The organism is Blastococcus sp. SYSU DS0973 (genome assembly GCF_054051055.1).
In genome coordinates this window covers 97,417-124,159 of sequence record NZ_JBJHAN010000002.1, presented here as the reverse complement: position 1 = coordinate 124,159, position 26,743 = coordinate 97,417, and the positions used below count along the sequence as shown (strand labels likewise).

The 26,743-nt window shown below is 73.6% G+C and carries 24 protein-coding genes and 1 tRNA gene; 14 read left to right on the top strand and 11 right to left on the bottom strand.

Annotated elements, in window-relative coordinates; all coding sequences use genetic code 11:
- Window positions 1–179 precede the first annotated feature (179 nt).
- A complete protein-coding gene (locus ACI791_RS04370; RefSeq protein WP_456584924.1) occupies window positions 180–944 on the top strand; it encodes an endonuclease domain-containing protein in 765 nt (254 codons plus the stop codon).
- Between the two features lie 76 nt (window positions 945–1,020).
- On the opposite strand, the gene corA is transcribed toward ACI791_RS04370, so the two are convergent.
- On the bottom strand, window positions 1,021–2,145 hold the full coding sequence (gene corA, locus ACI791_RS04365; RefSeq protein ID WP_456584923.1) for a magnesium/cobalt transporter CorA: 1,125 nt from the start codon (window positions 2,143–2,145) through the stop codon (window positions 1,021–1,023).
- A 200-nt stretch (window positions 2,146–2,345) separates the two neighbouring features.
- Here corA and ACI791_RS04360 point away from each other — a divergent pair, with 200 nt between their 5' ends.
- From ACI791_RS04360 to ACI791_RS04330, 7 genes are all read left to right on the top strand, one after another.
- Window positions 2,346–3,017, top strand: a complete 672-nt coding sequence (locus ACI791_RS04360) for a hypothetical protein (protein WP_456584922.1) — start codon at window positions 2,346–2,348, stop codon at window positions 3,015–3,017.
- Between the two features lie 60 nt (window positions 3,018–3,077).
- Window positions 3,078–4,877: a methionine--tRNA ligase gene (gene metG / locus ACI791_RS04355; protein WP_456584921.1), complete on the top strand. Its 1,800-nt coding sequence runs from the start codon at window positions 3,078–3,080 to the stop codon at window positions 4,875–4,877.
- Window positions 4,874–5,776: a TatD family hydrolase gene (locus tag ACI791_RS04350; RefSeq protein WP_456584920.1), complete on the top strand. Its 903-nt coding sequence runs from the start codon at window positions 4,874–4,876 to the stop codon at window positions 5,774–5,776. Before metG ends, ACI791_RS04350 begins: the two co-directional genes overlap by 4 nt.
- 120 nt (window positions 5,777–5,896) lie before the next feature.
- On the top strand, window positions 5,897–6,736 hold the full coding sequence (locus tag ACI791_RS04345) for a hypothetical protein (protein ID WP_456584919.1): 840 nt from the start codon (window positions 5,897–5,899) through the stop codon (window positions 6,734–6,736).
- A 347-nt stretch (window positions 6,737–7,083) separates the two neighbouring features.
- Window positions 7,084–8,175: a ubiquitin-like domain-containing protein gene (locus ACI791_RS04340; RefSeq protein ID WP_456584918.1), complete on the top strand. Its 1,092-nt coding sequence runs from the start codon at window positions 7,084–7,086 to the stop codon at window positions 8,173–8,175.
- Window positions 8,176–8,320: 145 nt separating this feature from the next.
- Window positions 8,321–9,049, top strand: a complete 729-nt coding sequence (gene rsmA / locus ACI791_RS04335; protein WP_456584917.1) for a 16S rRNA (adenine(1518)-N(6)/adenine(1519)-N(6))-dimethyltransferase RsmA — start codon at window positions 8,321–8,323, stop codon at window positions 9,047–9,049.
- Complete coding sequence (locus tag ACI791_RS04330; protein WP_456584916.1) at window positions 9,046–9,999, top strand: 4-(cytidine 5'-diphospho)-2-C-methyl-D-erythritol kinase; 954 nt, start codon at window positions 9,046–9,048, stop codon at window positions 9,997–9,999. The genes rsmA and ACI791_RS04330 overlap by 4 nt, the downstream gene beginning before the upstream one ends.
- On the opposite strand, the gene ACI791_RS04325 is transcribed toward ACI791_RS04330, so the two are convergent.
- A complete protein-coding gene (locus ACI791_RS04325; RefSeq protein ID WP_456584915.1) occupies window positions 9,996–10,676 on the bottom strand; it encodes a TetR/AcrR family transcriptional regulator in 681 nt (226 codons plus the stop codon). The two genes, ACI791_RS04330 and ACI791_RS04325, sit on opposite strands and share 4 nt — an antisense overlap.
- A gap of 89 nt (window positions 10,677–10,765) precedes the next feature.
- Window positions 10,766–11,731, bottom strand: a complete 966-nt coding sequence (locus tag ACI791_RS04320) for an acyl-CoA desaturase (RefSeq protein WP_456584914.1) — start codon at window positions 11,729–11,731, stop codon at window positions 10,766–10,768.
- Window positions 11,732–11,962: 231 nt separating this feature from the next.
- On the opposite strand from ACI791_RS04320, the gene ACI791_RS04315 reads away from it, so the two are divergent.
- The 6 genes from ACI791_RS04315 (at window position 11,963) to pth (ending at window position 17,197) form a co-directional block, all read left to right on the top strand.
- Window positions 11,963–12,038, top strand: a tRNA-Gln gene (locus tag ACI791_RS04315).
- A gap of 30 nt (window positions 12,039–12,068) precedes the next feature.
- Complete coding sequence (gene glmU, locus ACI791_RS04310) at window positions 12,069–13,577, top strand: bifunctional UDP-N-acetylglucosamine diphosphorylase/glucosamine-1-phosphate N-acetyltransferase GlmU (protein ID WP_456584913.1); 1,509 nt, start codon at window positions 12,069–12,071, stop codon at window positions 13,575–13,577.
- Between the two features lie 13 nt (window positions 13,578–13,590).
- Window positions 13,591–14,571 carry a ribose-phosphate diphosphokinase gene (locus ACI791_RS04305; RefSeq protein ID WP_347059389.1) on the top strand — a complete coding sequence of 327 codons (981 nt, stop codon included), beginning with the start codon at window positions 13,591–13,593 and terminating at the stop codon, window positions 14,569–14,571.
- Between the two features lie 57 nt (window positions 14,572–14,628).
- On the top strand, window positions 14,629–15,660 hold the full coding sequence (gene cysC, locus ACI791_RS04300; RefSeq protein WP_456584912.1) for an adenylyl-sulfate kinase: 1,032 nt from the start codon (window positions 14,629–14,631) through the stop codon (window positions 15,658–15,660).
- A gap of 167 nt (window positions 15,661–15,827) precedes the next feature.
- A complete protein-coding gene (locus ACI791_RS04295) occupies window positions 15,828–16,541 on the top strand; it encodes a 50S ribosomal protein L25/general stress protein Ctc (RefSeq protein WP_456584911.1) in 714 nt (237 codons plus the stop codon).
- Between the two features lie 89 nt (window positions 16,542–16,630).
- A complete protein-coding gene (gene pth, locus ACI791_RS04290) occupies window positions 16,631–17,197 on the top strand; it encodes an aminoacyl-tRNA hydrolase (RefSeq protein ID WP_456584910.1) in 567 nt (188 codons plus the stop codon).
- 166 nt (window positions 17,198–17,363) lie between these two features.
- On the opposite strand, the gene ACI791_RS04285 is transcribed toward pth, so the two are convergent.
- The 8 genes from ACI791_RS04285 to ACI791_RS04250 form a co-directional block, all read right to left on the bottom strand.
- The gene (locus tag ACI791_RS04285) at window positions 17,364–18,905 is read right to left on the bottom strand and encodes a lipopolysaccharide biosynthesis protein (protein WP_456584909.1); all 1,542 of its coding nucleotides are present in this window, start codon (window positions 18,903–18,905) and stop codon (window positions 17,364–17,366) included.
- The gene (locus ACI791_RS04280) at window positions 18,902–20,107 is read right to left on the bottom strand and encodes a lipid II:glycine glycyltransferase FemX (protein WP_456584908.1); all 1,206 of its coding nucleotides are present in this window, start codon (window positions 20,105–20,107) and stop codon (window positions 18,902–18,904) included. Before ACI791_RS04280 ends, ACI791_RS04285 begins: the two co-directional genes overlap by 4 nt.
- On the bottom strand, window positions 20,089–21,342 hold the full coding sequence (locus ACI791_RS04275) for an ATP-grasp domain-containing protein (protein WP_456584907.1): 1,254 nt from the start codon (window positions 21,340–21,342) through the stop codon (window positions 20,089–20,091). Before ACI791_RS04275 ends, ACI791_RS04280 begins: the two co-directional genes overlap by 19 nt.
- Window positions 21,339–22,403, bottom strand: a complete 1,065-nt coding sequence (locus ACI791_RS04270; protein WP_456584906.1) for a GNAT family N-acetyltransferase — start codon at window positions 22,401–22,403, stop codon at window positions 21,339–21,341. Before ACI791_RS04270 ends, ACI791_RS04275 begins: the two co-directional genes overlap by 4 nt.
- 53 nt (window positions 22,404–22,456) lie before the next feature.
- The gene (locus tag ACI791_RS04265; protein WP_456584905.1) at window positions 22,457–23,524 is read right to left on the bottom strand and encodes a right-handed parallel beta-helix repeat-containing protein; all 1,068 of its coding nucleotides are present in this window, start codon (window positions 23,522–23,524) and stop codon (window positions 22,457–22,459) included.
- A gap of 267 nt (window positions 23,525–23,791) precedes the next feature.
- Window positions 23,792–24,307, bottom strand: coding sequence for a hypothetical protein (locus tag ACI791_RS04260; RefSeq protein WP_456584904.1), 516 nt, complete (start codon window positions 24,305–24,307; stop codon window positions 23,792–23,794).
- Window positions 24,297–25,397, bottom strand: coding sequence for a glycosyltransferase family 4 protein (locus ACI791_RS04255; protein WP_456584903.1), 1,101 nt, complete (start codon window positions 25,395–25,397; stop codon window positions 24,297–24,299). The genes ACI791_RS04260 and ACI791_RS04255 overlap by 11 nt, the downstream gene beginning before the upstream one ends.
- Window positions 25,394–26,695, bottom strand: coding sequence for a hypothetical protein (locus ACI791_RS04250; RefSeq protein WP_456584902.1), 1,302 nt, complete (start codon window positions 26,693–26,695; stop codon window positions 25,394–25,396). Before ACI791_RS04250 ends, ACI791_RS04255 begins: the two co-directional genes overlap by 4 nt.
- Window positions 26,696–26,743 lie beyond the last annotated feature (48 nt).

Below are 26,743 nucleotides of genomic sequence, written 5' to 3'. Positions count from 1 at the left end.
CGATCTGTGCACGTGAGGCTGCCTGTGGACGGCGGAGGGCGCGCTCCGCACGTCGCCGGGGACCCTGCCTCGGTGCCCGACCAGCCGCGCGTTCCCGACCGTCTCCGCGGCACGTTCTTGCTCGGCAGTGCCGCGGTGCGTGCAGGGCTCCTCACCCGGCAGCAGTTGCGCGGCCCCGCGTGGCGCCGTCGCTTCAGGACGTCTACGTCGACGCCACCGTTCCGGTCACGCACCGGCTACGCGCCAGAGCCGCGGCCACGGTCCTGGTGCCGGGTGCGGTGGTGACCGGCGCCAGCGCGGCGGTGCTCTGGGGTGTCGACCTGGTGGACGTCAGGGATGACGTCGAGCTGACCGTGCCGGCCGGATCGAACCCGCGACGGCACCCGGGGCTGATCGTCCGCCGCACGTCCCTGGACGAGTCGGACGTCTGCCGTCGGGCCGGCGTCCGCGTCACCACGTCACTGGCGACGGCGCTGCGCCTGGCAGGCCTGCCGCCCCGGGACGAGGCCGTGGTGGCGATCGACCGGATGCTCGCGGCGACGGGCCTCGACTTGGGCGAACTGCGGGCACGCGCCGGCCTGCCCGGTGCCGCATCGGCACGGGTGCGGGCGGTGTGCGCGTTGGCGGACGGGCTCGCCGAGTCGCCTCAGGAGACGCGACTGCGACTCCTCATGCACCGCGGCCGGCTCCCTGCTCCGGTGGCGCAGCACGTCGTCCGGCACGACGGCGGGTTCGTGGCCCGCGTCGACTTCGCCTGGCCGGAGCTGAAGGTCGCCGTCGAGTACGACGGGGCATGGCACGGTCAGAAGGGTCAGCTGGCCCGGGACAGACGGCGGCTCAACCGGCTGCAGGAGGCGGGCTGGCGCGTCGTCTTCGTGACCGCCGCCGACCTGCACGATCCGGCACGGCTGCTGGCGACGATCCGTTCGGCGCTGGCGCGGTGACAGCGCCGTTCGTGCACGAACGGTCGTGGTGAACCCCTGATGACGACCATCCGTGCACGAACGGCGAGGGTGCGGGTCAGAGCCAGCCGTTGCGTCTGAAGCCCCGGTAGAGCAGCACGATGGCGGTGAGGATGACCAGCAGCACCGCCGGATAGCCCCACTTCTCGTCCAGCTCGGGCATGTAGGTGAAGTTCATCCCGTAGATCCCGGCGATCGCCGTGGGGACGGCGATGATGCCGGCGTAGGCCGAGATCTTCCGCATGTCCTCGTTGTCGGCCATCTGCGTCCGGGCCAGGGACGCCTGCAGGATCGAGGTGAGCAGCTCGTCGAGCCCGCTCACCTGGTCGCGCACCCGGACGGCGTGGTCGAAGACGTCGCGGAAGTAGGAGCGCATCGCGTCCGGCACGACGTCGACCGGCCGCTCGGCCAGCTTCTGCAGCGGCACCTCCAGCGGGGAGACCGCCCGCCGCAGCGACATGAGCTCCCGCTTCAGCTGGTACAGCCGCCCGACGTCGTCGGTGCGCTCGGGGCTGAACACCGAGGCCTCGAGCTCCTCCACGTCCTGCTCGACCGCGGCCGTGACGTCGACGAAGGAGTCCACCACGAGGTCGGCGACGGCGTAGAGGACGGCGGCGGGCCCGAGGCACAGCAGCTCCCGCTGCTCCTCCAGCCGGTGCCGGAGCTCGCCCAGTCCGCCGTGCTCACCGTGCCGGACGGTGATGACGTAGTTCGGTCCGAGGAAGACCATCACCTCGCCGGTGTCCACGACCTCGCTGGTCGCGGTGAGCTCCTCGTGCTCGACGTAGGTGGCGGTCTTGAGCACCATGAACAGCGCGTCGTCGTAGCGCTCCAGCTTCGGGCGCTGGTGGGCGTAGACGGCGTCCTCCACCGCCAGCGGGTGCAGGTCGTACTCCTCGGCGATCGCCCCCAGCTCGTCCTCGTCCGGGGCGTAGAGGCCCAGCCACACGAACCCGCCCCGTTCCTCGGCGACCCGCAACGCGTCCGCCGGGCGCACCGCCTCCTGGCGGCGGCCGTCCACGTACACGGCGCAGTCGATGACGGCCGCCGTCCCGGGTCGGCGCGTCGGCATCTGCTCCTGCCGCCCGGCCGGGCGGGGTCGCAGCGTGGGCGGCGATCCCGGCGGTGGTACCTGGGAGGCCAGTTCGAGCGGTGCCACCGGTGGGTCGTCCCTGGTGCTCACGGCGGGTCCCCCTCCTCCCGGGTCGTCGGGGCGGTGTGCAGCGTAGGCGCGCGCATCCCCGGTGGCCGACGCTGCCGTCCCGTGCGGACGGGCAACGGCACTGACCCCACGGGGTGAGACCGGCCTCCGGCGGGTCCAGCGAGCCACCCGGGGCGCCGACCTGACCGGTGACAGCCCCCACCGGTCAGGGAGAGATCTTCGTGGCGAGCACCGTTCTCGACGTCCGCGACACCGTCGGGTCCCGGTACGCCGTTCCGGCGCGGTCCGCCACGGTGGACGGCGGCTCGTCCGACGTGCGGCGTCGGGTGCCCGCTGCCGCCCTCGCGGCCGAGCTGCTCGCCGTCCTCGAGGCGATCGGCCTGCTGGCCACGGGGCTGACCAGGATCGACGCCGTCCTCGCCGCACCGGTCCGGCCGGCCGGCTGGCTGGTCGTCCTCGGCCTGGTCACCCTGGCCGGCTGGATCGTCCTGTCCGCCGGTGCGGGCGCAGCGCTGGTCGACGGCTCCGGCCGCAGGCTCCTGGTGCTCACCTCCCTCGCCGAGCTCGTGGTCGTCTCGCTCCTGGGTGCGGTCGCGGTCGTGCTGCCGCTGCCGGAGGTCCTGACCGGCCAGGTTCCGCTGCCGTTGCTGTTCGCGGCGGCGATCGCGCTGCCGGTCGGCAAGCTGCTCCTGGCCGACGCGCCGTCGGCGCGGGAGTGGGTACGGCGGGGCCCGCGCGTGCGGCTGCGCCGACCCGATCCGGTGTCGGTCCACCGGTCGCTGTGCACGGTCACCCTCGGCCTCATCGCCCTGGTGCTGGGTGGCCTCGTCGTCCTCGACCCGGCCGACGCGGACCCGGCCGGGCCCGCCACGAGCGTCGTCTCACAGCGCTGAGACCCGCCTCTCCCGCCCGCGCGGGGGATCGGCTGGACCACGCCGCCTAGGCTCATCGGCGTGAGTGATCGGCACATCCTGACCGCAGTCGCCTGGCCCTACGCCAACGGCCCGCGGCACATCGGCCACGTCTCCGGCTTCGGCGTCCCCTCCGACGTCTTCAGCCGCTACCACCGGATGGCCGGGAACCGGGTGCTGATGGTGAGCGGCACCGACGAGCACGGCACCCCGATCACGGTCGCCGCCGACGCCGAGGGCATCACGCCCCGGCAGATCGCCGACCGGAACAACCGGATCATCGTGGGCGACCTGCAGTCCCTCGGGCTGAGCTACGACCTGTTCACCCGGACGACGACGGCCAACCATGCGCAGATCAGCCAGGAGATCTTCCTCGGCCTGCTCAAGAACGGCTACGTCTTCCCGAAGACGACGCTCGGCGCGATCAGCCCGAGCACCGGCCGCACCCTGCCCGACCGCTACATCGAGGGCACCTGCCCGATCTGCGGCTACGACGGCGCGCGCGGCGACCAGTGCGACAACTGCGGCAACCAGCTCGACCCGATCGAGCTGGTCAACCCCGTCAGCAAGATCAACGGCGAGACGCCGAAGTTCGTCGAGGAGGAGCACTACTTCCTCGACCTGCCGGCGTTCACCCGGGCGCTGGGCGACTGGCTGGGCACCCGCACGAGCTGGCGGCCCAACGTGCTGAACTTCAGCGTCAACCTGCTGGAGGACCTCAAGCCGCGCAGCTACACCCGGGACATCGACTGGGGCGTGCCGGTGCCGCTCGACGGGTGGCGCGACCGGCCCGACAAGCGCATCTACGTCTGGTTCGACGCCGTCGTCGGCTACCTGTCGGCGTCGATCGAGTGGGCCCGCCGCTCCGGGGACCCGGACGCCTGGCGGCAGTGGTGGCAGACGCCGGACGCGGACGCCTACTACTTCATGGGCAAGGACAACATCGTCTTCCACTCCGAGATCTGGCCGGCCCAGCTGCTCGGCTACAACGGCGCGGGCGACAAGGGTGGGACCCCGGGCTCCCTCGGCCGGCTGAACCTGCCGACCGAGGTGGTCTCCAGCGAGTTCCTCACGATGGAGGGGCGCAAGTTCTCCTCCTCCCGCAACGTGGTCATCTACGTCCGCGACTTCCTCGCCCGCTATGACGCCGACGCGCTGCGCTACTTCATCGCCGTCGCCGGGCCGGAGAACCAGGACACCGACTTCACCTGGGCGGAGTTCCTGCGCCGCAACAACGACGAGCTGGTCGCCGGGTGGGGCAACCTGGTCAACCGCACGGTGTCGATGGCGGCCAAGAACGTGGGCGCCGTCCCGGCCCCTGGGGCGCTGACCGAGGCCGACCGTGCGCTGCTGGACACGACCTCCGGCGCGTTCGCACCGGTCGGGGAGCTGCTGTCCCGCAACCGGCAGAAGGCGGCCATCGGCGAGGCGATGCGGGTCGTCGCCGAGGCGAACAAGTACCTGTCGGACCAGGCGCCGTGGAAGCTCAAGGAGGACCCGGCCCGCCGGGACACCGTCCTGCACACGGCGCTGCAGGCGATCAAGGACTGCAACGCCCTGCTCACCCCGTTCCTCCCGCACTCGGCGCAGAAGGTGCACGAGCTGCTCGGCGGCACGGGAGTCTGGTCACCCGCCCCGCGGATCGAGGAGGTTGCCGACCTCGACGACGGCTCGCCGTACCCGATCATCACCGGGGACTACGACGAGGGGCAGGCCGGCTGGGGGTCCACCCCGATCCCGCCGCCGGGCACCCCGCTGGTCCCCCCCACTCCGATCTTCAGGAAGCTCGACGACTCGGTGGTGGCCGAGGAGCTGGCCCGGCTGGAGGAGAAGGCGCAGTGAGCCGGTCGGCCGCGTCGCGCGCCAACAGGCGCGGCGAGCCGCCGCCGTCCCCCGAGCCGCTGCCGGCGCCCGCGCTCGACAGCCACACCCACCTGGACATCGTCCTGGGGGAGCGCCCGGCGATGAGCGAGCACGGCGAGTGGGCGTCCGAGGCCGCCGTCGACGCGGAGATCGCCGCGGCCGAGGCGGTCGGCGTCCCGCGGTTGGTGCAGGTCGGTGTCGACGTCGCCTCCTCGCGGTGGTCGGCGGCGGTGGCGGCCCGGCACCCCAACGTGCTGGCCGCCGTCGCGCTGCACCCCAACGAGGCCGGTGACGGCCGGGCGACCGACGAGGCGCTCGCCGAGATCGACCGGCTGGCCGCGCTGCCGAGGGTGCGCGCGGTAGGGGAGACGGGGCTGGACCGGTACCGCACCGGCCCGGGGGGCTGGGCGGCCCAGGAGGCGTCGTTCCGGGCGCACATCCGGATCGCCAAGGAGCACGGCGTCGCACTGGTCATCCACGACCGGGACGCGCACGAGGAGATCCTCCGGGTGCTCGAGGACGAGGGCGCCCCCGAGCGAACCGTCTTCCACTGCTTCTCCGGCGACGCGGTGTTCGCCAGGGCGTGCGTCGAGCGGGGCTACGTGCTGTCGTTCGCGGGCACGCTGACGTTCGCCAACGCCGGGTACCTGCGCGAGGCGGCGGCGCTCACCCCGCCGGCCCAGCTGCTGGTGGAGACCGACTCACCGTTCCTCACCCCGGTGCCGTTCCGGGGCCGCCCGAACGCCTCGCGGCTGGTTCCGCACACGGTCCGTGCGCTGGCCGAGGTCACCGGCACCGAGCTGGCCGAGCTCTGCCACGCCCTCACCGCCACCGCCGAGCGCGTCTTCGGCAGCTGGGCGGACGACGCCCACCGGTAGCTGCAGGGTCGTTCCGAGCGGGGGGGGCGGAGCCTCCCCCGGCGTGGGGTATGTGAGGCTCAACAGAAATAGCGGACGGCACGTGGCCGCGGTGTCGTCCGGAGGACGACAATCAGCACCGTGGGTCGTCTCATCGCGGTCGTGGTCTTCGTCGCTCTGCTGGTGCCGGGCGTGCTGCTGGCCCGTGCCTGGAAGCTCGCGGCGGATCGCCGCGCGGTCGCCGGCGGGGCGGTGGAACTGGCCGAGCCGACTCCGGAGGGGGCGGCGACGCTGCGTCGGCAGGCGGCCCACGGACGCCGCTGGCGCCGGCTGGGCCTGCTCCTGGGCCTGGCCGGGATCGTGGTCAGCGTGGTCGTCCTCGCCGAGGCATCGGTGTTCCTGTGGATCCCCGTGCTCTCGGTCGGGCTGCTGGCCGGGGTCCTGCTGGCCGAGGTGACCCGCCCGCGCCCGCGGTGGGCGCTGAGCTCACCGCCGCGCCGCCCGCGCCAGGTCGAGCAGATCTCCGCCTGGCTGGTCTGGACGATGCGCCTGGTGGTCGCCGCGGAGCTGGTGACGGCCGGGTGGCTGTGGTCCTCCGGTGCGTTGGGTGACACCACCGTCTGGGCGGTGGTCGTCGTCCCGCTGACGGCCTGGCTGCTGGCGGAGGGCGCACTGCTCAGGGCGCTGGTCCGACCGCTGCCCGCCGAGGGGGCCGATGTGCCGATCGACGAGGCGCTGCGCACGTGGACGGCGCACCTGGTGGTTGCGGCCGCGAGCGTGACCGCCCTGCTGCCGTTCGGCACGCTCCTGCTGCGCGCCGGGCTGGACCTCGGGGAACGGGTCAGCGAGAACTTCGACGTCCTCCCCGTTGCTCTCGTGGCCGGTGGGTTCTCCGCGCTGGCCGCCGGGTTGGCCGTGACCGGCTTCCTGCTCAGCTGGCTCCGGCCGGTGCGGACGAGCGCGCCTGCGCTGGCGGGCTGACACCGCGCCGTCCCCTTCCCGCGGTGGCCCGCCCACGCCGTGTGCTTGGTCACCCCCGTACGAGTGGCCGCGCTCACGTCACATCCGCACCACCCGGCTCGTCCGTCACGATCGGTGTGGGCGCGTCTACGGCGCGCAGCTGGCCGGTCTGTTTCACTCGTCGTGCACCGATGCCACGCGCAGAGTGTTCGTTATCGTGTCGTGATCGACAGCCGGGGTGGAGAGCGACCCGGGTGGCGCGCGACCGGGATCTCCCGGCGGCCGCTGCCCGAGCCGGCACCCGCGGCCGGGCCGCCCCGGTGGCCCGGCCGTTCTCCTGCCCGGGTTCTGTGACCCCTGGAAGTGTCGTGCGCCGCTCCCTGCAGCTCAGCCTCTTCGCCCTCGTCCTCCTCGGACTGGTGGGCGGGACGCTGGCCTTCTTCCTCGCCCAGAAGTCCGTCGCGCTCACCGTCGATGGCCAGGCCCGCGACGTCGGCACCTACGCCGGCACCGTGGGCGACCTGCTGGAGGAGGAGGGCATCACCCTCGCCGCCCACGACGTCGTCCTGCCGGCGGCGGACCAGGAGGTGGCCGACGGCGACACCGTCGTCCTCAACCGGGCCCGGCCGCTGCAGCTCACCGTGGACGGCGTCTCGCGCTCGGTGCAGGTGACCGCGCTGTCGGTCGAGGAGGCGCTCGACCAGCTCGGCTTCCGCGCCGACGGCCTGGTCCTCTCCGCCAGCCGCAGCGACCGCCTGCCGCTCGAGGGCATGCAGCTGTCGATCACCACGCCGAAGCAGATCGTGCTGGTGGCCGACGGCGCGGAGCACACGGTGACCACGACCGCCGCGACGGCCGGCGACCTGCTCGCCGAGCAGGGCATCGCGCTCAGCGACACCGACCGCACCAGCCTCAAGCCCACCCAGGCGCTGCTCGACCGGATGCGCCTGCAGGTGTTCCGGGTGCAGGTCACCGAGGTCACCGAGACCACCCCGGTTGCGCACGGGCGCGTGGAGACCAAGGACGCCGAGGCGTTCGCGGGCGACGAGACGGTCACCCGGCCGGGCGTCGACGGCGAGCAGACCACCACCTACCGCGTGACCGCGATCGACGGCCGGGAGACGTCCCGGGAGCAGCTGTCCACCACCGTCAGCCGGGCGCCGGTCGACGAGCTCGTGGCGGTCGGCACCAAGGCCCGCCCCACGAACAGCCCCTCCGCCGACGGCCTCAACTGGGCCGCCCTCGCGGCGTGCGAGTCCGGCGGCCGAGCGAACGCGGTGAGCAGCACGGGGAAGTACCACGGGCTCTACCAGTTCTCCGTGGCCACGTGGCAGGCGGTCGGGGGGAGCGGTCTCCCGTCGGCTGCCTCCGCCGACGAGCAGACCTTCCGCGCGCAGCTCCTCTACGACGCCTCGGGCGCCGGCCAGTGGCCGCACTGCGGGCCCCGCCTGTTCAGCTGAGCCCCCGCTGAGCACCACACCCGAACAGGCCGACGGGCTGCTGGGCCCGGCCGCGATCCGCGACCTGGCCCAGCAGCTCGACCTGCGTCCCACCAAGGCGCTCGGGCAGAATTTCCTGCACGACGCGAACACGATCCGGCGGATCGTGCGCACCGCGGGGGTGCGGCCCGACGACGTCGTCCTGGAGGTCGGCCCCGGCCTCGGCTCGCTCACCCTGGGCCTGCTCCCGGTGGCGGCGCACGTGACGGCGGTGGAGATCGATCCCCGGCTGGTGACCCTCCTGCCCCGGACCGTCGCCGAGCGCCGTCCCGACCTGGCCGACCGGCTCACGGTCGTGGAGGGCGACGCCCTCCGCGTGACGGAGCTGCCGGGGCCGTCCCCGACCACGCTGGTCGCGAACCTGCCCTACAACGTCGCCGTCCCGGTGCTGCTGACCCTGCTGGAGCTGCTGCCGACCCTGGACCGGGCGATGATCCTGGTGCAGGCCGAGGTGGCCGAGCGGCTCGCCGCGGCACCCGGGGCCCCGGCCTACGGCGTCCCTTCGGTGAAGGCGGCCTGGTACGGCGAGGTGCGCCGGGCCGGCAGCGTCGGACGCCGGGTCTTCTGGCCCGAGCCGAACGTCGACTCCGGCCTCGTGGGCCTGGTCCGGCGCCCACCGCCGCCGGGCGACCGAGAGGCGACCTTCGCCGTCGTGGACGCGGCCTTCGGCATGCGCCGCAAGGGCCTGCGCGCGGCGCTCGCACGGTGGGCGGGCAGCCCGGCCGCGGCGGAGGCGCGGCTGCGGGCGGCCGGCATCGATCCCTCCGCCCGGGGCGAGCAGCTCTCGGTCACCGACTTCGCACGCCTGGCGGCCACCGAGGCGGTGCAGGCGTGAGCAGCGGCGCGACCGGGACCGCCCGGGAGGCCGTGGTCGTCCGGGCGCCGGCGAAGCTGAACGTCCACCTGGGCGTCGGCCCGCTGCGCGCCGACGGCTTCCACGGCCTGGCCACCGTCTACTTCGCCGTCTCGCTGTACGACACGGTCACCGCCCGGCCGGGGGAGGGGCTGTCCCTGCGGCTCTCCGGCGAGGGCGCCGGTGCGGCGAGCGGCCCCGGGCAGGTGCCCAGCGACCGCACCAACCTCGTCTGGCGCGCGGCCGAGCTGCTGGCGGAGTCCGCCGGCGTCCGGCCCGACGCGGACCTGGAGGTCGCGAAGAACATCCCTGTCGCCGGGGGGCTGGCCGGCGGCAGCGCGGACGCCGCCGCGACGCTGGTGGCCCTCGACGCGCTGTGGGGCACCCGCGTCGGCCGCGAGGACCTCCTGCGGCTGGCAGCCCAGCTCGGCAGCGACGTGCCGTTCGGCCTCGTCGGCGGTGTCGCCCTCGGCACCGGGCGGGGTGAGCACGTGTCTCCGGTGCTGGCCGCCGGCCGGTGGCACTGGGTGCTCGGCATGGCCGGAGAAGGGCTCTCCACCCCGGCGGTCTACGGCGAACTCGACCGGCTGCGCGCCGAGGGCCGGGTGCCGGACGTGGCCGGGCCGACGCCGCCCGACCCCGTCCTCGCCGCCCTGCGCGTCGGCACGGCCGCCGAGCTCGCGGCCGCGCTGTCCAACGACATGCAGCCGGCCGCGCTGAACCTGCGGCCCGACCTTCGCCGGGCCCTGCGCGCGGCGGAGGACGCCGGTGCTCTCGCCGCGCTGGTGAGCGGGTCGGGGCCCACGGTGGCGGCGCTGGCGGCCGACGAGCAGGGCGCCGTCCGGCTGGCGGCCGAGCTCGCCGGTGCCGGGGTCTTCCGCACCGTGCGGGCGGTCAGCGGGCCGGTGCCCGGGGCCCGCGTCGTCCCCTAGCCAGCGGGCGGCCCGGAGCCAGCGGGCGGATGCGGGAACGGATGGGGGTCGAGGTGGGCCAGGCCGTTGTAGGCCAGGTTCACCAGGTGGGCGGCCACCTCGTGCCTGCCCGGGGAGCGGGTCTCCAGCCACCACTGGCCGGCCAGCGCCACCATGCCCACCAGCGCCTGGCTGTAGAGCGGGGCCAGCTCCGTCTGGTAGCCGCGGATCGCGAACTCCCGTGCCAGGACGTGCTCGACCTGGCGGGCGAGGTCGCCGATCAGCGACCCGAACGAGCCGCCCCCGCTCGTCACGGGGGTGTCGCGGGTGAGCACCCGGAAGCCGTCGGTGTCCGCCTCGATGTAGTCGAGGAGGACCAGCGCCGCGCGCTCGAGCAGCTCCCGGGGGTGGCCGGGCGCCGACACGGCGGCGCCGAACCGGTCGAGCAGGCGGTGCATCTCCCGGTCGACGACGACGGCGTGCAACCCCTCCTTGCCGCCGAAGTGCTCGTAGACGACCGGCTTGCTCACCGCGGCGTGTGCGGCGATCTCCTCGACCGAGGTGGCCTCGAACCCTTTGAGGGCGAACAGCTCGCGGCCCACGTCGAGCAGCTGGCTCCGCCGCTCGGGACCGGTCATGCGCACCCGGCCCCGCTTCGGACGGGACCCGGCCGGGGACGCCGTGCCGGATGCGCTCACCCCGCCACCGTGCCCGGAGGACGGCTCCGGCCCGGGCGCCCGGGAGATCGCGGGATGCCCGGGCGGAGGAGACGCCGGGGAGGGGACCGTCAGCTGCCGGCCGCAGCGGGGGCGCGACGCTTGGCCGCGAGCCGCACCGGGTCGGGCCACTTCACGTTCGACGCCCAGCCGAGCTTCTCGAACACCCAGATGGTGCGGGCGCTGATGTCGATCTGACCGCGCAGCACACCGTGCCGCGCGCACGTGGGGTCGGCGTGGTGGAGGTTGTGCCACGACTCGCCCGCGCTGAGGATCGCCAGCGGCCAGAAGTTCGTCGCCCGGTCGCGGCCGGGGGAGACGAAGGGCCGGTCACCGACCACGTGGCAGACCGAGTTGATCGACCAGGTGACGTGGTGCAGCAGGCCGATGCGCACCAACCCGGCCCAGAAGAACGCCGTCCAGGCGCCGGCCCAGCTCGTCGTCACCAGGCCGCCGATGACGGCCGGGAGGAAGAGGCTGATCGCCGCCCACACCGTGAACAGGCGGTCGGTGGTGACCAGCGCGGAGTCCTTCATCAGGTCCGGTGCGTAGCGCTCCTGGCTGGTCTTGCGCCGCTCGAACAGCCAGCCGAGGTGGGCGTGGAACATGCCCTTGAGCAGCGCGCGGGCGTCGGTGCCGTAGCGCCACGGCGAGTGCGGGTCGCCGTCGCGGTCGGAGAAGGCGTGGTGCCGCCGGTGGTCGGCCACCCACTGCACGACCGGGCCCTGCACGGCCATCGAGCCGGCGACGGCCAGCAGCAGCCGCAAGGGGCGCTTGGCCTTGAAGGAGCCGTGCGTGAAGTACCGGTGGTAGCCCACGGTCACGCCGAGCAGCGTGAAGAAGTAGAAGCCGACGGCGAGCCCGACGTCGAGCCAGGACAGCCCCCAGCCCCACACGGCCGGGACGACCGCCGCGATGGCGAGGAAGGGCACGACCACGAAGGCGTAGAGGGTGACGATCTCGAGGACGCTCTTGCGCCGGCCGATCGCGTTGGCCGGCAGCCCGGCGTGTGGTTCTGCGGCGCGCGGAGGCGCCATGGGTCGGGTGCGAGCAGGAGCGGACAAGGGGCCTCCGGGCGACCGAGGTGGGGATGCGGCCGGCGCGGCTGCGGCCCGGCTCCGTGGCCGTAACCTACGCCTCCGTAGGGAAGCCGGCGACCCGAGCGGGGGACGGCGGACCCCGGGGCAGGTACCCACCACCGCCACCGGGCCCTAGGCTCGTTCCGGGCGGCCGTGCACCGGCGCCCCCGGGCCGCACCGGCACCGGGATGGGGGATGGGGTAATCGGCAGCCCGCCGGCCTTTGGAGCCGGGAAGTCTCGGTTCGAGTCCGAGTCCCCCAGCCAGACGTCCGTCGTCACCGACCGAGGAGATCCGTGACCCACGTGCAGCCCGCCGCCCCCGCACCCGCCCCGCCGGTGGCCGCCGTCGTCGTCCTGGCCGCCGGGCAGGGGACGCGCATGCGCTCGTCGCGGCCCAAGGTGCTGCACGCCCTCGGGGGGCGCAGCATGCTCGGCCACGTGCTGGCAGCCGCCGCGCCGCTGGGCGCCGGCGCGACGGTCGTGGTCGTGGGCTCCGGTCGCGACCAGGTCGAGCAGCACCTGGCGCAGATCGCGCCCACCGCAATGCCCGTCCTGCAGGAGGAGCAGCTCGGCTCGGGGCACGCGGCCGCGGTCGCCCTGGCCGCCGTGCCCGACATCGAGGGCGCCGTCCTGATCGTCAACGGGGACTCCCCGCTGCTGACCACCCGGACGCTCGACGCCCTCGTGGCGGCGCACGACGCGGCCGGCAGCGTCTTCACGGTCCTGACCGCCGAGGTCGACGACCCGACCGGACTGGGCCGGATCGTCCGGGACGAGCGCGGGGCGCCGCAGGCCATCGTCGAGGAGCGGGACGCCACGGCGGAGCAGCGCGCGATCCGCGAGGTCAACGCGGGCGTCTACGTCGCCGCCGCCGGGACGCTGCGGCGCGTGCTGGCGGGGCTGGCGACCGACAACGCCCAGGGCGAGCAGTACCTGACCGATGCGCTGGCCCCGCTGGTCGCCGGTGGTGCGCCCACCGCCGCCGTGGTCGCCGAGGACCCCGACGACGTCCTCGGCTGCAACGACCGCCGCGAGCTCGCCGCCCGCCGGCGGACCCTGAACGACCGGGTCCTCGACGAGCTGATGCGCAGCGGGGTCACCGTCGTCGACCCGGCGACCACGTGGGTCGACGTCACGGTCTCGGTGGGCCCCGACGCCGTCCTGAGGCCGGGCACCCAGCTCGAAGGGGTGACGTCGATCGGGGCGGCCGCGGAGGTGGGGCCGGACACGACGCTGGTCGACACCGAAGTGGGGGAGGGGGCCTCCGTCGTCCGGTCGCACTGCCTCGGGGCCGTCATCGGGCCGGAGTCCACCGTCGGCCCGTTCAGCTACCTGCGCCCGGGCACGCGGCTGGCGGGCGACGCCAAGGTCGGCGCCTTCGTGGAGGCCAAGAACGTCGAGGTGGGGGAGGGGTCGAAGGTGCCGCACCTGTCCTACGTCGGCGACGCCACCATCGGCCGGGGCGCGAACATCGGCGCGGCCACCGTCTTCGTGAACTACGACGGCGTGACCAAGCACCGGACGACCATCGGCGACCACGTGCGGGTCGGCTCCGACACCATGCTCGTGGCGCCGGTCACGGTGGGGGACGGTGCCTACACCGCCGCGGGGTCGGTCATCACCTCCGACGTGCCCCCCGGGGCCATGGCCGTCGCTCGGGCGCCCCAGCGGAATGTGGCAGGCTGGGTTCGTCGCCGACGGTCCGGAACGCCCGCTGCGGAGGCCGCGGCGGCGGCCGAGGGCCGGACCGGGGCGCCCCGGGAGGACCGGTCCGAGTCCTCCCGCGCGGACCACGACAGCTAGGGACATCGAGCCGATGAGTGCCATCCGGCAGACGACGAACAAGAGCATGATGCTCTTCTCCGGTCGGGCCTACCCCGAGCTGGCCGACGAGATCGCCGGTCACCTGGGCGTGACGCCCACCCCGACGGCCGCCTACGAGTTCGCCAACGGGGAGCTGTTCGTGCGCTTCGAGGAGTCGGTGCGCGGCTGCGACGCCTTCGTGGTGCAGAGCCACACCGCCCCGATCAACACCTGGCTCATGGAGCAGCTGATCATGGTCGACGCGCTCAAGCGCGCGTCGGCCAAGCGGATCACCGTCGTCGCGCCGTTCTTCCCGTACGCGCGGCAGGACAAGAAGCACCGCGGGCGCGAGCCCATCTCCGCCCGCCTGGTCGCCGACATGTTCAAGACCGCGGGCGCCGACCGGCTGATGACCGTCGACCTGCACACCGCCCAGATCCAGGGCTTCTTCGATGGTCCCGTCGACCACCTCTTCGCGCTGGACCTGCTGGTCAACCACGTCTGCGAGCGCTGGGGCGACCGGGACATCACCGTCGTCTCGCCCGACTCCGGCCGGGTCCGCGTCTCCGAGCGGTGGAGCGACAAGCTCGGCGGCACGCCGCTGGCGTTCATCCACAAGACCCGTGACCCGCTGGTCGCCAACGAGGTTGTCGCCAACCGCGTGGTCGGCGAGGTCGAGGGCCGGCTCTGCATCCTGGTCGACGACATGATCGACACCGGTGGCACGATCGTGAAGGCCGCGGAGACGCTGTTCGACGCCGGCGCCGCGGACGTCATCGTCACCGCTACGCACGGCGTGCTGTCCGGCCCCGCCGTCGAGCGGCTGTCCAACAGCAAGGTCAGCGAGGTCATCGTGACCAACACGCTGCCCATCGAGCCGGCCCGCCGGTTCGACAAGCTCACCGTCCTCTCGATCGCGCCGCTGCTGGCGCGCGCGATCAAGGAGGTCTTCGAGGACGGGTCGGTCACGAGCCTGTTCGACGGGGCCAGCTGAGCACGCACCCGCTCGCGTCGCTGGGCGCCGGGCCGACGCCCTGGGAGGATGGCCGGCGTGCCCGCTCGTTCCAGACTCAGTGACGCCCAGGTCGCCGCCGTGGCGCGCCACCACTTCGGCCTGAGCGCCCCGGTGCCCGACCTGCCCGCGGGCGACGCGTTCGAGGACGCCCAGGGCGTGCCGGTGGCCGTCCGCGAGGGCGACGGGTTGGCGGTGGCGGAGATCCCGCGTTGGCGCTCGCCCGCGGAGGTCGCGCAGCGGCTGGCGGAGCGCGGCTGGTCGGCACCGGCCGCCTGGGTCGGCCGGCCCCCCGCCGACGCCACGCAGCTGCCCGCGCGCGTCCTGGCGCTGCTGCCCGTCGCCGGGACGCCGGCGGACTCCGCCGCCGTCTCCGCCGGCGCCGCCGCCTGGGCCGACGTCCGCGCGTCCGGGCGCGAGGTGGAGCTCGTGCTGGTGCCGGTGACCGCCGCCCACCCGGAGGTCGCCTGGGCCGACCTGGCCGCCGCGTACGGCGGGACCCTGCTGGGCGAGCGGGTCGATCCCGAGCCGGCGCGGACGGGCGGGCAGGTGCTGTTCTTCACCGGCCTGTCCGGCGCGGGCAAGTCGACGATCGCCGGTCGCGTGGTCGAGCTGCTGCTCGAGGCCGGCTCGGCGGTCACGCTGCTCGACGGCGACGAGGTCCGCCACCACCTGTCGGCGGGGCTCGGGTTCTCCCAGCAGGACCGCGACACCAACGTGCGGCGGATCGGCTGGGTGGCCGCGCAGATCGCCAAGCACGGCGGAATCGCCGTCTGCGCCCCGATCGCCCCCTACGCGGCGGTGCGGGCCGACGTCCGGCGCGAGGTCGAGGCCCAGGCGGGGCGGGGCAGCTTCGTGCTGGTGCACGTCGCCACCCCGCTGGCCGAGTGCGAGGCCCGCGACCGCAAGGGGCTCTACGCGAAGGCCCGCCGCGGGGAGATCCCGGCGTTCACCGGGATCAGCGACCCCTACGAGGCGCCCACCGACGCCGAGGTCACCGTGGACACCACGGGCAAGGACGTCGAGGCGTGCGCCCGGCTGGTGCTCGACGCGGTCATCCGCGCCCGCTGACGGTCCCCTGCGTCGGCCCCGGCGCGCTGAGGTAATCTGGCCCGCGTTGCCCGGCGAGGGAGACGGTCCGTCCGTACTCCGTGATCGACGTGCGTGTGCCCCGTGGGGTGTGCTGCGCCCGGTCGCCGGACCGCAGACCGATCCACCCTTCAGAGGAGTACACCACCGTGGCTGACTTCCGCCTCGACGCCGAGACCCGCACTGAGTTCGGCAAGGGCAGCGCCCGTCGCACCCGCCGTGCCGGCCGCATCCCGGCCGTTCTCTACGGGCACGGCCACGACGTCGTCCACCTGTCGCTGCCGGCTCGCGAGTTCGCCGCGGCGCTGCGCAACGGCGGTTCGAACGTCCTGCTGACCGTCGTCCTGGACGGCCAGGAGCAGCTGGCCCTGACCAAGGCCGTGCAGCGCGACCCGCTGACCCGCGTGCACGAGCACGTTGACCTGCTGCTCGTCCGCCGCGGCGAGAAGACGACGGTCGACGTGCCGATCGTCGTCGTGGGCGAGCCCGCGCCCGACGCCATCCCGAACCACCAGCTGAACACCGTCTCCATCGAGGCCGACGCGACCCGGCTCCCGGAGAGCATCGAGGTCGACGTCACCGGCCGCAGCGCGGGCCAGAACATCACCGCCGGCGACCTGGTCCTGCCGGCCGGCTCGACGCTGATCACCGACTCCGAGGCCCTGGTCATCGGCTTCCTGGGTGCGCCCACCGCCGAGGCTCTCGAGGCCGAGCTCGCCGAGGCCGAGGCCGAGGCCGGCATCGAGCGCGAGGAGTCCGACGAGGCTGCCGAGGGCGTCGGCGAGGGCGACGTCGTGCCCGAGCCGCTCGACCAGGGCAGCGGCGAGTCGATGGACGCCGCCGAGAACAGCACGAACGACTGAGGCATCTGCTGACCGAGAGCACCGACCGCAGGGGCGCCGGCACCGCCGGCGCCCCTGCGGCGTCCCCCGTCCCCGAGGGGCCGTTCCTGGTGGTCGGGCTGGGCAATCCCGGCCCCGCCTACGCCGGGAATCGGCACAACGTCGGTGCGATGGTCCTGGGAGAGCTCGCCCGGCGCGCCGGGATCCGGCTCACCGCGGGCAAGGGCGCCCGTGCCCGGGCGGTGGCCGGGGAGGGGCGGCTGGCCGGGCGACGGGTCGTGCTCGGCCAGCCGCTGACGTACATGAACGAGTCCGGCGGCCCGGTCCGCGGCCTGCTCGACTACCACAAGCTGTCGCCCGAGCAGCTCGTCGTCGTCCACGACGAGCTGGACATCCCCTTCGGCGCGGTCCGGCTCAAGCGCGGTGGCGGGGAGGGCGGCCACAACGGCCTGCGGTCGATCACCCGCTCGACCGGCACGAAGGACTACCTGCGCGTGCGGGTCGGCATCGGCCGTCCGCCCGGCCGCCAGGACCCGGCCGACTTCGTGCTCAAGGACTTCTCCGCCGTCGAGCGCAAGGAGCTCGACCTGCTCATCGCGGAGGCTGCGGACGCGGCGGAGGCACTGCTCGTCAAGGGTCTCCAGGACGCGCAGAACGTCGTCCACCCTCGGACCTGACCCGACGGAGATCCAGCCGCACCGCCGGAGCTGCCAGCCGCGACGGATGGTCGTGGCCGGTCGGCGCCCGGCAGAGGCTTGGACCGCCATCAGTGCTCCACGGCGGGCGAGTACCCGGCTGGCTGACCGGAATCGCCGTGAGTCCGCGGGGGAGGGCCGCCCCCGATCAGCCGACGAGTTCCGGAGCTCGGCGTGCCTGGGCCCAGCGCAGGCCGCCGACCGTGACCAGGGCCGGCTGGGCAGCGGTCGGAAGCGTGCCGACCAGCCAGTCGGCGTCTTCCGCGGGCACCAGGCCTCCCACCAGTCCGACGACCACCACGACGGCGAGGAACGCCCCGGCCCCGGCCACCAGGGCGATCAGAGGGCCAGGACCTGCACAGGCCCCGGCGGCGAGCCACCCAGCCGCGCCGGCAACGATGGCCGGTGCACCCGCCCGGACGAGGTGACGGCCCGACGTCCGCACGCCTGGCGCGTGACGGCGGGTGTAGCCGACGAGGAGCCCGCAGGCCACCACCTGCGCAGCGACGTTCGCGGCGACCGCGCCGGCGATGCCGAAGGGCGGAACCAGTGCGGCCGCCACGACGATGTCGGCGAGGGCGCCGGCTCCAGTGGCCCACAGCACAGGGGGAAGACGGTCGACGCCGGTCCAGTACGCCTCGAGGAGCACACGGGTCGGTACGAACAGCACGCTGATGGCCATCCACGGGAGAATCGCCGCTGCGTCCTGCAGCTCGGCGCCCCAGAAGAGCACGACCACCGACGGGCCAAGCGCCGCCAGCCCCGCGGTCAGGAAGGTGGCCGCCACGGAAGCAAGCCGGGCCGCCCGCCGCAAGTGGACCCCGAGGCTCCCGCTCCCGTCCGCTGCCCCGGCGGCCGCGATGCCGGGGATGGCAGCGCTGGTGAGCGCACCGGGAACGGTGACCGCGACGGTCACCAGGCTGAACGCCACGGCGTAGACCGCTACCTCGTGAGGGCTGCGGAAGAAGTCGAGGAAAAGTAGTTCCATCCGCTTGTCGACGACCTGGGTGAGCGCCGCCAGCAGGATGAAGAGGAGCCACAGTCGCCCGAGCGGTCGCAGGGTCAGTCTCGACGGCGCCACGTCGTCGCTGCGACGGGTGCGCTCATCGCGTCGCCGCAGGATCACCGTGAGCCAGGTCGACGTGAGGACCTGAGCGGCGAACACCCAGGCGATCCCACCTCCCAGGAGGACGGCCACGACCCCGAGAAGGGCAGCGACGATCTGACTCATCAGCCGGAGCGGGCTGACCGCCCGCCAGCCCCGCTGAGCGATGAGACGGGCGCCGTATGACCAGCCGATCGCGTCGATGAAGGTCACGAGTCCGATCAGGGCCCAAGCCAGCGCATGGTCCCGGAGGATTCCGAAGGAGGCCATGCCGAGGCCGGCCACGACACCGGCGACCACGTGGACCCGTCGGGACAACCGGTCCATCGCCGCCGCCTGGCCACTGTCGCCCCGACCGTGAGCTGCGGCCATGACCTGCATCGCGCATCGGGTCGCGGCGAAGACCACCATGCCTGCGACGGAGCTTCCCACGTAGGCGATGACGCTCTGTTCGCCCAGCTCAGCAGACCCCAGACGCCGGGCAATCACTATCGAGAGCAGCAAGGTGGAAATCAGGGGAAAGACGACGGAGGCGACGCTCCACAGGCCGCCGACGAACGTGGCCCGCCGGGACAGATCGGTCATCGGCCGACGTCGCCGGACGCCATCGACTCGGACCCGCGCGAACGGAGGCTCACCAGCGCGTTCCGTACCCGCACGCCGGCGCGGGCCCACAACGGCAACAGCCTCTGGATCAGCCAGTGAAGGACGGGGCGCACCGCCAGGTCCCAATCGCCGACGTTCTCCACGGCGTCTCCGCCGGTGCCCACCTTGAACCGCAGAACGCCGAACTTCCCGTCCTCGGGATCGAGGCTGTCGTCGATCCCCCGCATGTCGTAGACGTCCGTGCCCTCCGCGAGCAGGTCCTGCAGGATCCGCCAGTGGACGGCGTTGCTGGGGTGGACCTCTCTCCGATGGCTGGCTGATCCGCCGTACGCGTACCCGGCCAGGCCGGCAACGGTGACCACGAGCATGCCGGCCAGCACCTCACCGTCGTACCGGCCCAGGTAGAGCCGGACCCGGTCGGGGGCCTCGGCCGACAGCGCGTTCCAGGCGCGCTGGAAGTGCTCCAGGGGGTGCGGGAGGAACCCGTCGCGCCGGGCGGTGTCCAGGTACACCCGGTGGAAGTCGCCCAGATCCGCGGCCCCGCCGAGCTCCACCTGGACCCCGGCCTTCTCCGCTTTGCGGATGCTGCGGCGCCACTGCTGGTTCATGCCGGCGAGGAGCTCGGCAGGGGTCCGGCCGGCCAGTTCGACGCGGAACGAGTACAGCGTCGAACCGTAGAGGCCCAGGCCCTCGGGCGATCGTGTCCAATCGCGGGCGACCAGATCTTTGGCGACCTGTTCGGCGACGGGGTCGGTGACATCCGGGGCGAGGTCGCAGAGCCGGCGGCCGGGGCCGACCGCCGCTTTCACGGTCGTCGCGTGCCACCGGTGCAGGTCGAGGTCTGGCCCCATCCGGAGGGTGACCGCCCCCCGGGCGCGCACGTGTGCGGTGAGCGGATCGACGACGTCGCCCAGGGGGTGCGCCGCCCAGTCGACCACCGGCCCCTCGGCGACGAAGGCCAGGGAACGCCGCAGCACCGGCAGCCGGCGGTACAGGACGAGCGCCACGCCCACCAGCCGTCCCTGCTCGTCCCGCCAGCCGAGGTGCTCGGCACCCCACTCGTTCTTGACCGCAGCCCATCCCGGGCACTGCAAGTAGCTGGCCGGCCGCTCGGCGAGGAAGCCCCGGTGCTCGTCGGGGGAGATCCGCTCCACGGTGAGCGTCATGCTGATGCTTTCCACCGGGCCACGTCCGGCGTGGCGCCGTCCGCCGGGTGACCGAGGGCCCCGGCGGTGGTGGAGGTCCTCGTTCGCCGCCGGACCACCCGCCGTACGGCCTGCACCAGGGTCGCGCTGAGCAGTCGGCAGGACGTCGACAACGCCCAGCGCGTGCCCAGGAGGCCCATGTGCGCGGACACGTCACGCAGGTGGTCCACCAGGAGGGCGCCCAGCGGGTCGGTCCCGGCCAGCGACATGTCAGCGGGCAGCACGCGCAGGCGCACACCCGGCGGCGCCGCCCCGGCCGGCGGAACGGACGACAGCTCCCACGCGAACGCGTAGGCGCCCACCAGATCCAGGCCGGCTGTCTGGAGCGCGGCCCATGCCCCGAAGATGCGGGCGTTGAAGTCGACCAGGAGAGCACGACCGTCCGCGGCCCGGACGTAGTCCAGGCAGAAGGCCCCTGTGTAGCGGAGACTCGCCATCAGACGTGCCGTCTCCGCCAGCGTCTCCGGGTCGTCGAAGGTCAGGATCTCCGAGGGTGGCCCGAACGCTGTGCGCGGCGCCCCGACGTCGCGGTAACAGCCGGCCTGTAGGACCTCGCCCTGCCGCGCGACTCCGGCCACGTGCAGCAATTCGCCGGGAGCCCACTCCTGGCAGAGGAGGAGTCCGGGCTCAGCGCGAGCCTCGTCGGCGATGCGCGTGGCTTGCGCGAGGTCCCGGACCACCACCACCCCGGCACCTCCGGCGCCCAACCGAGGCTTCACGACGAACGGAGGGGACAGCGGATGGTCCTCCTCGGCAGCCCAGCTGGCCGGCGCTGCCAGGCCGTGGTCCCGGGCATACCTGGTCATCGCGAGCTTGTCGGTGAGCAACGGCTCGAGTTCCGGGTCGGCCGTGCGCGGCGGCAAGGCATGGACGGAGGCGAGTGCCGCGGCCATGACGTCGACGGCCTCGACGGCCCGGGCACCGGCGAGCAGCCGCACCGGCAGCTCGTCTGGCGCGACATGACCGTCGGCGTCGCATGCCACCCCTGGATGGATCCGCCGGAAGACCGGACGCTGCAGCAGGTCGTTGATCCGGCGGACGATCGACCGGTCGGCCGCGGTGAGCCGCTCCACCCGGATGCCACGGCGGCGCAACGCGGCCGCGAACTGGAGGAATGCCTCCCACGGTTCGACGTCCGCGAACACCACCGTCGGGCGGCCCGGCGCGGGCGCGACCGGGGAGGCTGCCGGGGTCCCCGTCACGGCGCTCATCGGATGCCCCGGGTCGGGGCGAGAGAGGTTGCCCGGCGGGCGAGCCGCAGCCCGCCAACCACTGGCGCGTCCCAGCTCGCGACACCGCGGGAGCGGAACTCGGCGCCCAGGCTGCGCTTGTAGTTCTCCAGGCTGGGACTCGGGGCACCCAGGATGTCCAGCTCAGCGATACCGCGGTCGCGGGCCAGCGCCAGCTCGGCCACGTGCAGCAGGGTCCCGGCACCGGCTGACCGGCCCTCCTCGCTCATGCCCACCTCCCAGCCGACCATCCGACCGGCGAAGCAGAGGGCGAGACCGACGGCGAGCGGCTCTCCGTCGCGCCGGACCGCGGTGGCCAGACAGACCTCCCGTGGCAAAGCGTCGTACACGGCCAGATGGCTGCCGACCGGCCACCGCGGTGGCAGGCCTTGCCGAAGAAGGGGTGCGTTGGCCCAGGCAGTCAAATGGTCGGCCACCTCTTGGCGGGTCGCCGGCCCACTGACCAGACCGCGTCGGACGGACCGGCGAGCGTGCGCCCGCTGCGTCTTCGCCAGGGTGTTCAGCAGGCCCTCGTCGTCGGTGCCCGGCACGGGGCAGAAGGCCGAGGAGTAGCTGTTGTCGTACGACCAGCCGCTCTGATCCGGGGGGAGGAACGGGGTTACCGACTGGACGTCGTAGGCGGCGATCACACGGGGACGAAGGTATCGGCGAACCGCGCCGAGCGCCTCGTCCAATGAGTGCCCCGGCGCCAGCAGTGGCCCCACATAGGGCACCGGAAGGCCCCTGTTCACCCGGAGGACCGGCCCCCGGTTGCGCACCAGCATGGGTACGACGCCGCGCACCGCACCCGCTGCCTCTGCCACGGCGAGGTGTACCTCGAGGCCCAGCACGGAGCCGATCGTGGTCAGGAAGTCCGCGCGGTGAAACGGGGTCCCGTCGGGGTGCCCGCTGACGAACTCGTCCCAGAGGTCGTGGTCAGCGCTCGGGCGCAGAGAAAGGACCTCTGCATCGTGTACGGCCGTCACAACGCTCATTCCTCCCCCGGTTGCGGCCGTGTGGTGTGGACGGCCCGGGTCGATCATCGACGGCGAACCCCCCGGGCGCTTCCCCCTCCGACCCCAAAGGGGGGCATGGATCAGCGGAGCGTGGCTGCCTGGATCTCTCGGTCGGGCACCGGGTCGCCGTCCACCGACCAGCCACTGGCGTGGACCCGGAGCCGTTCGGTGTTGCTGGCGAGCAGGATCGCCGGGCCCTTCCCGGTGACTGCGATGCCGGTCAAGGTGATGCCCAGCAGCGGTCCGTCGGCGTCGGCGATCAACCCGACCTGCCGGCTCGCCGAGTCGCGCGAGTCGTGAAGCCGGAGGTCGTCGATGGTGACGTTCCGCAGCGACTCCTCGCCCTGGCCGTTGTAGAGCAGGACGGCGCCGTGGTCGACCGACTCGACCTGGTTGGCGCCGCTCACCCGGCCGCCGCTGACGCGCACCCCGGAGGGCACCCGAGTCCGGAACTCCCCGCGCTCGCAGGCGATGTAGATGCCCGCCGCCGCGGTATCCCTGACGTCGACGTCCGTGAGGGTCACGTCGCGGCCGCCGACGACGGAGATGCCTCGGCCCCAGGTCGTGCCGTCGACCCGTGGGGACGCGATCCGGATGTCGTGCGCCTGCACATGGTCGTCCAGGTACGATACGACCGCCACGCCGTCGTCGCCCGTGTCCTCGGTGGCGACGTCCTCGACCAGGCCTCCCCGTGCGCCGGCGGTCATGTGGACGCCGTCGGCCCGGGAACCGCGGACGGTGACCCGGATCAGCCGGAAGTCCTCGGCGCCCTGCACGAACACCCCGGCTGAGGCGGAGTCGCGCACGGTGACGTCCTCGACCACCGTGCCGCGGTGTCCGTCGAGCCAGAGGCCGGTCTGCTGTGGAGCGGACCAGCGGCGCGTGGTGCGCTCGATGCCGACCTCGACATCTCGCACGGTCACGTCGTCCGCGAGCACTCGCACCGCGGATCTTTCCTCGTCCGTTGCCAGCAAGCTGCCGCCGCCGGTCAGCGTCACTCCGGGTGTGCGGACCTTGAGCACGTCGTCGTGCGCGAAGGTGTACCCCGACGGCAGCAGCAGGGTTCCTCCGGGCGCCAACTCGTCGAGTGCCCGCTGCAGCGCCCGGGTGTCGTCGGCCCGCCCGTTCCCCACGGCGCCGCGCTCCACCGCGGAGACCACCGGGCCGGGCGGCGGGGACGGCGGCGCGGGCGTGGGCTGATCGCCCTGCCTGTCGACGGGGTCCCCGCCGATGACGAGGACGAGGACGGCGGCAGCGACCGATGCCGCACCTGCCCACCGGCGGCGCTGCTCGACCGGTCGTGAGTGCGCACGTGCAGGCTCGGTCGGTCCGCGCTCCTGGGTCGGGGAACCATGATCAACTTTGCGGGCCATGGTCACACGGGTGTGACCATGGTTGCGGTGCGGGCCGCCGCCTCAGCGGTCGGCAGGCGCCTGCCTCTCGACGGACACCAGAGCGCTGGGGCCCCCGAACGCGCAGGCGCGGGTGAGGACGACGGCCTGCAATTCCGGTGAGTCGCCCACCACGAACGGCGGCACCCACACCCCACGGCGGATGCCCCGGGCCGCATCGACCGGGTTCGAGAGCAGCACGGCGCTGGCCCAGGCCGCCGTCCAACGCTCCCACAGCCGGGACCACCCGGTGCACCACGTCCCCGGCCGGGGCGCCAGCACGGTAGGCCGGGCGCCGCGCAGCGCCAACCGGCCGGCGAGCCCGACCCGGCGGCCGTGCAGTACGACGACGTCGCAGTCGGGGACGCCCGCAGCACGGAACCGCCGCACCGACTCGACCCGCACGTCCCAGCCGAGCGACCGCTCGTAGCCAGCCAGCGTCTCGGCCGCGGCATCCCCGGGAGCGGCGGTCATGTGCAGCACACGGAGCGGTGCCGCGGCCGGCGCCACCCCGCTGATCAGCGAGCGGTCACCGGGCACGCCACACGACCTCCACCGTCTCGCGGGCGACGTCTGCCCAGGTCCGCGGTCGCTCGGGCACCGGCGGCGCGGTCACCCGCCCGTCCAGGGCGGCCAGGACCGCGCGCTTCCAGGCCGTGGTGTCGTGCGGGGACATCGCGGTGGTGCCCGGCCGGCTCACCTCGCCCATCGCGGCGTCGTCGGACAGAAGCACCGGCACGCCGAGCGCCTCGCCCTCGACGACCGGCAGGCCGAAGCCCTCCAGTTGACTGGGGCACAACAGCGCTGCCGCGTTCCGGTAGAGCCAGGACAGCTCGCCGTCGCTGCGGTGGCCGAGCAGGGTCACCCGGCCGTCGGCGAGGAGCGCCGTCGCCGCGCCCAGCTGCGACGGCCCCCAGGCCGGCGGCCCGACGACGGCCAGGGTCGCATCCGGTCGCTCCTCCGCCACCGCCGCCCACACCCGGAAAGCGAGCGCGAGGTTCTTCCGCGGTGACGCATCCCCGACGACGACCACGAACGGCCGGCCGACCAGTTCGGCCACCGGCTGCGGATCGGCCTCGAGCAGTGCTGGCGAGGCCGCGAGGTGCACCACCTCCGCGCGCATCGCGGCATCCGGCGACCAGGCGAGCAGTCGCGCGCGGGTGGCGGCGCTGACGCACACCATGACATCCGCGTCGGCGACCGATGCCAGGTACGGACGGCGCAGACAGACCCGCTTGAGTCGTCCAAAGTCACCCGGCCGGTCCAGCGGGTTCATGTCGTGCACGGTGAGCAGCCGGGTCGCCGAGCCGGCGCGGCGCGGCACCAGGTGCTTGGCGCCCTGGACGACGTCCCACTCTTGGTCTAACACCGGAAGCAGTCGGGGCCCGACACGCTCGACGAGGGATCGTGCGGCGACGGGCAGCCCTGGGATGAGGTGCACACGCGAGGCGCCGAGCAGCCCGGCGAAGAACTCCTCGGCCTCCGGGGTAGCGACCACGTGCAGCTCGACATCGGGCCGGTCGTTCAGGGCCCGGGCCAGCTCGACGCAGTAGCGGACCATGCCGCCGCCGGAACCGGACGCCGGTACGTGTGTGGCCAGCAGCAGCCACCGGAGCGGGCGCCGGCTCACCGGGCACCTACCCGTAGCCGCCTCGGCAGGATGGACCGTCGTAGCCGGCGGCCGATCCGTGCCGCTGCAGGGGAGGGACCGCCCTGCAGCCGGCGGGCGACCAGGACGAGTACCACGAGCGTCGGGAGGACCCGCCCCTGGCAGAGATAGAGATAGCGCGGCAGCTCGAAGAGCCCGGTGAGGACGACCGGGTACAGCAGCATGCCGAAAGGGCGTCCGGCCACCGCGCCGGCCCAGCATTGGCCGGCCACCAGGCCCAGTATCAGGAGGAACAGCAGACCGCCGACCAGGCCCAGGTCGACGAAGGGCACCCCGAGACCACCGGGGTTGTTGAACTCCGGGTTGCCGTACTGGTCCACCGCCACCGCGTAGCTATCTGTCGCCGAACCGCCGCTGAGCCGCTGGTAGAGACCCAGCTGCGAGACGACCGGCGCCGTCCAGAACCACTCGATCACCCAGTAGGGCAGCCGGCCGGGAAAGGTGCCGTGCAGGTCGACGACCGCGGCGTTGTTGTAGGCGGTCGCGTAGTAGCCGGCGAACCGGACGACGACGAAGTCGACGAACGAGGTACCTCCGTGGAGCTTGTAGTACTGCCAGCTGCGGGTGTACTCGAACGCGCCGAACAGTGCCGGCAGGACAGGCAGCAGGACCACCGGGGCGAGCCGGACGACGCGGCGGGCGACTGCCCGGCGGTGCACCGACAGGCGCAGCGCGACCACCGCCATCAGAGGCACCGCGAGCTCCAGAAGCGCCAGCCGCTCGCTGAGGAGGAATGCGCGCAGTGCCCCCAGCACGAGGACCCAGACCAGCCGCCGGCGGACCAGCCGGTCGGCGACGACGGTGGGGTGTCGCCGCACCAGCAGTCCGGCGATCACCACGTGGGCGATGCCCAGTTGCGTGAACGTGGTGAGCCCGGCGACCGGGGCGAACGATGACTTGAGGTCGTCACTGGTGGCGAAGGTGACCAGGGTGACGAGCAGCGTCAGCGGATTCACCCCGCGGGCCAGGCCGATGACCCCCATCGCTACGTAGCCGGCCATGGTGGCCCGGAACGTCCAGGTTGCGGCCCGGCCGAGAATCGTTCGGTCGGCGGGGGAGAGGGCGGGCCAGCAACCCAGCGCCACCCGGGAGGCCCGCAGCTGGCCCCAGGAGGCCCCGAGAACCAGGGCAGCCAGGCCCATCAGCAGCACGATGGTGAACGCCCCGGTCAGCACCTTGGGCGTCGACCACTCCGCCCGGTAGCGGGCGTCACTGAACAGCCAGGCGCCCAGCAGCGACGCCGGGACGACGAGCAGCACCGCGGCGGCAGGGGACAGCCACCACGCACCCACCGCCGGGGCGCGCGG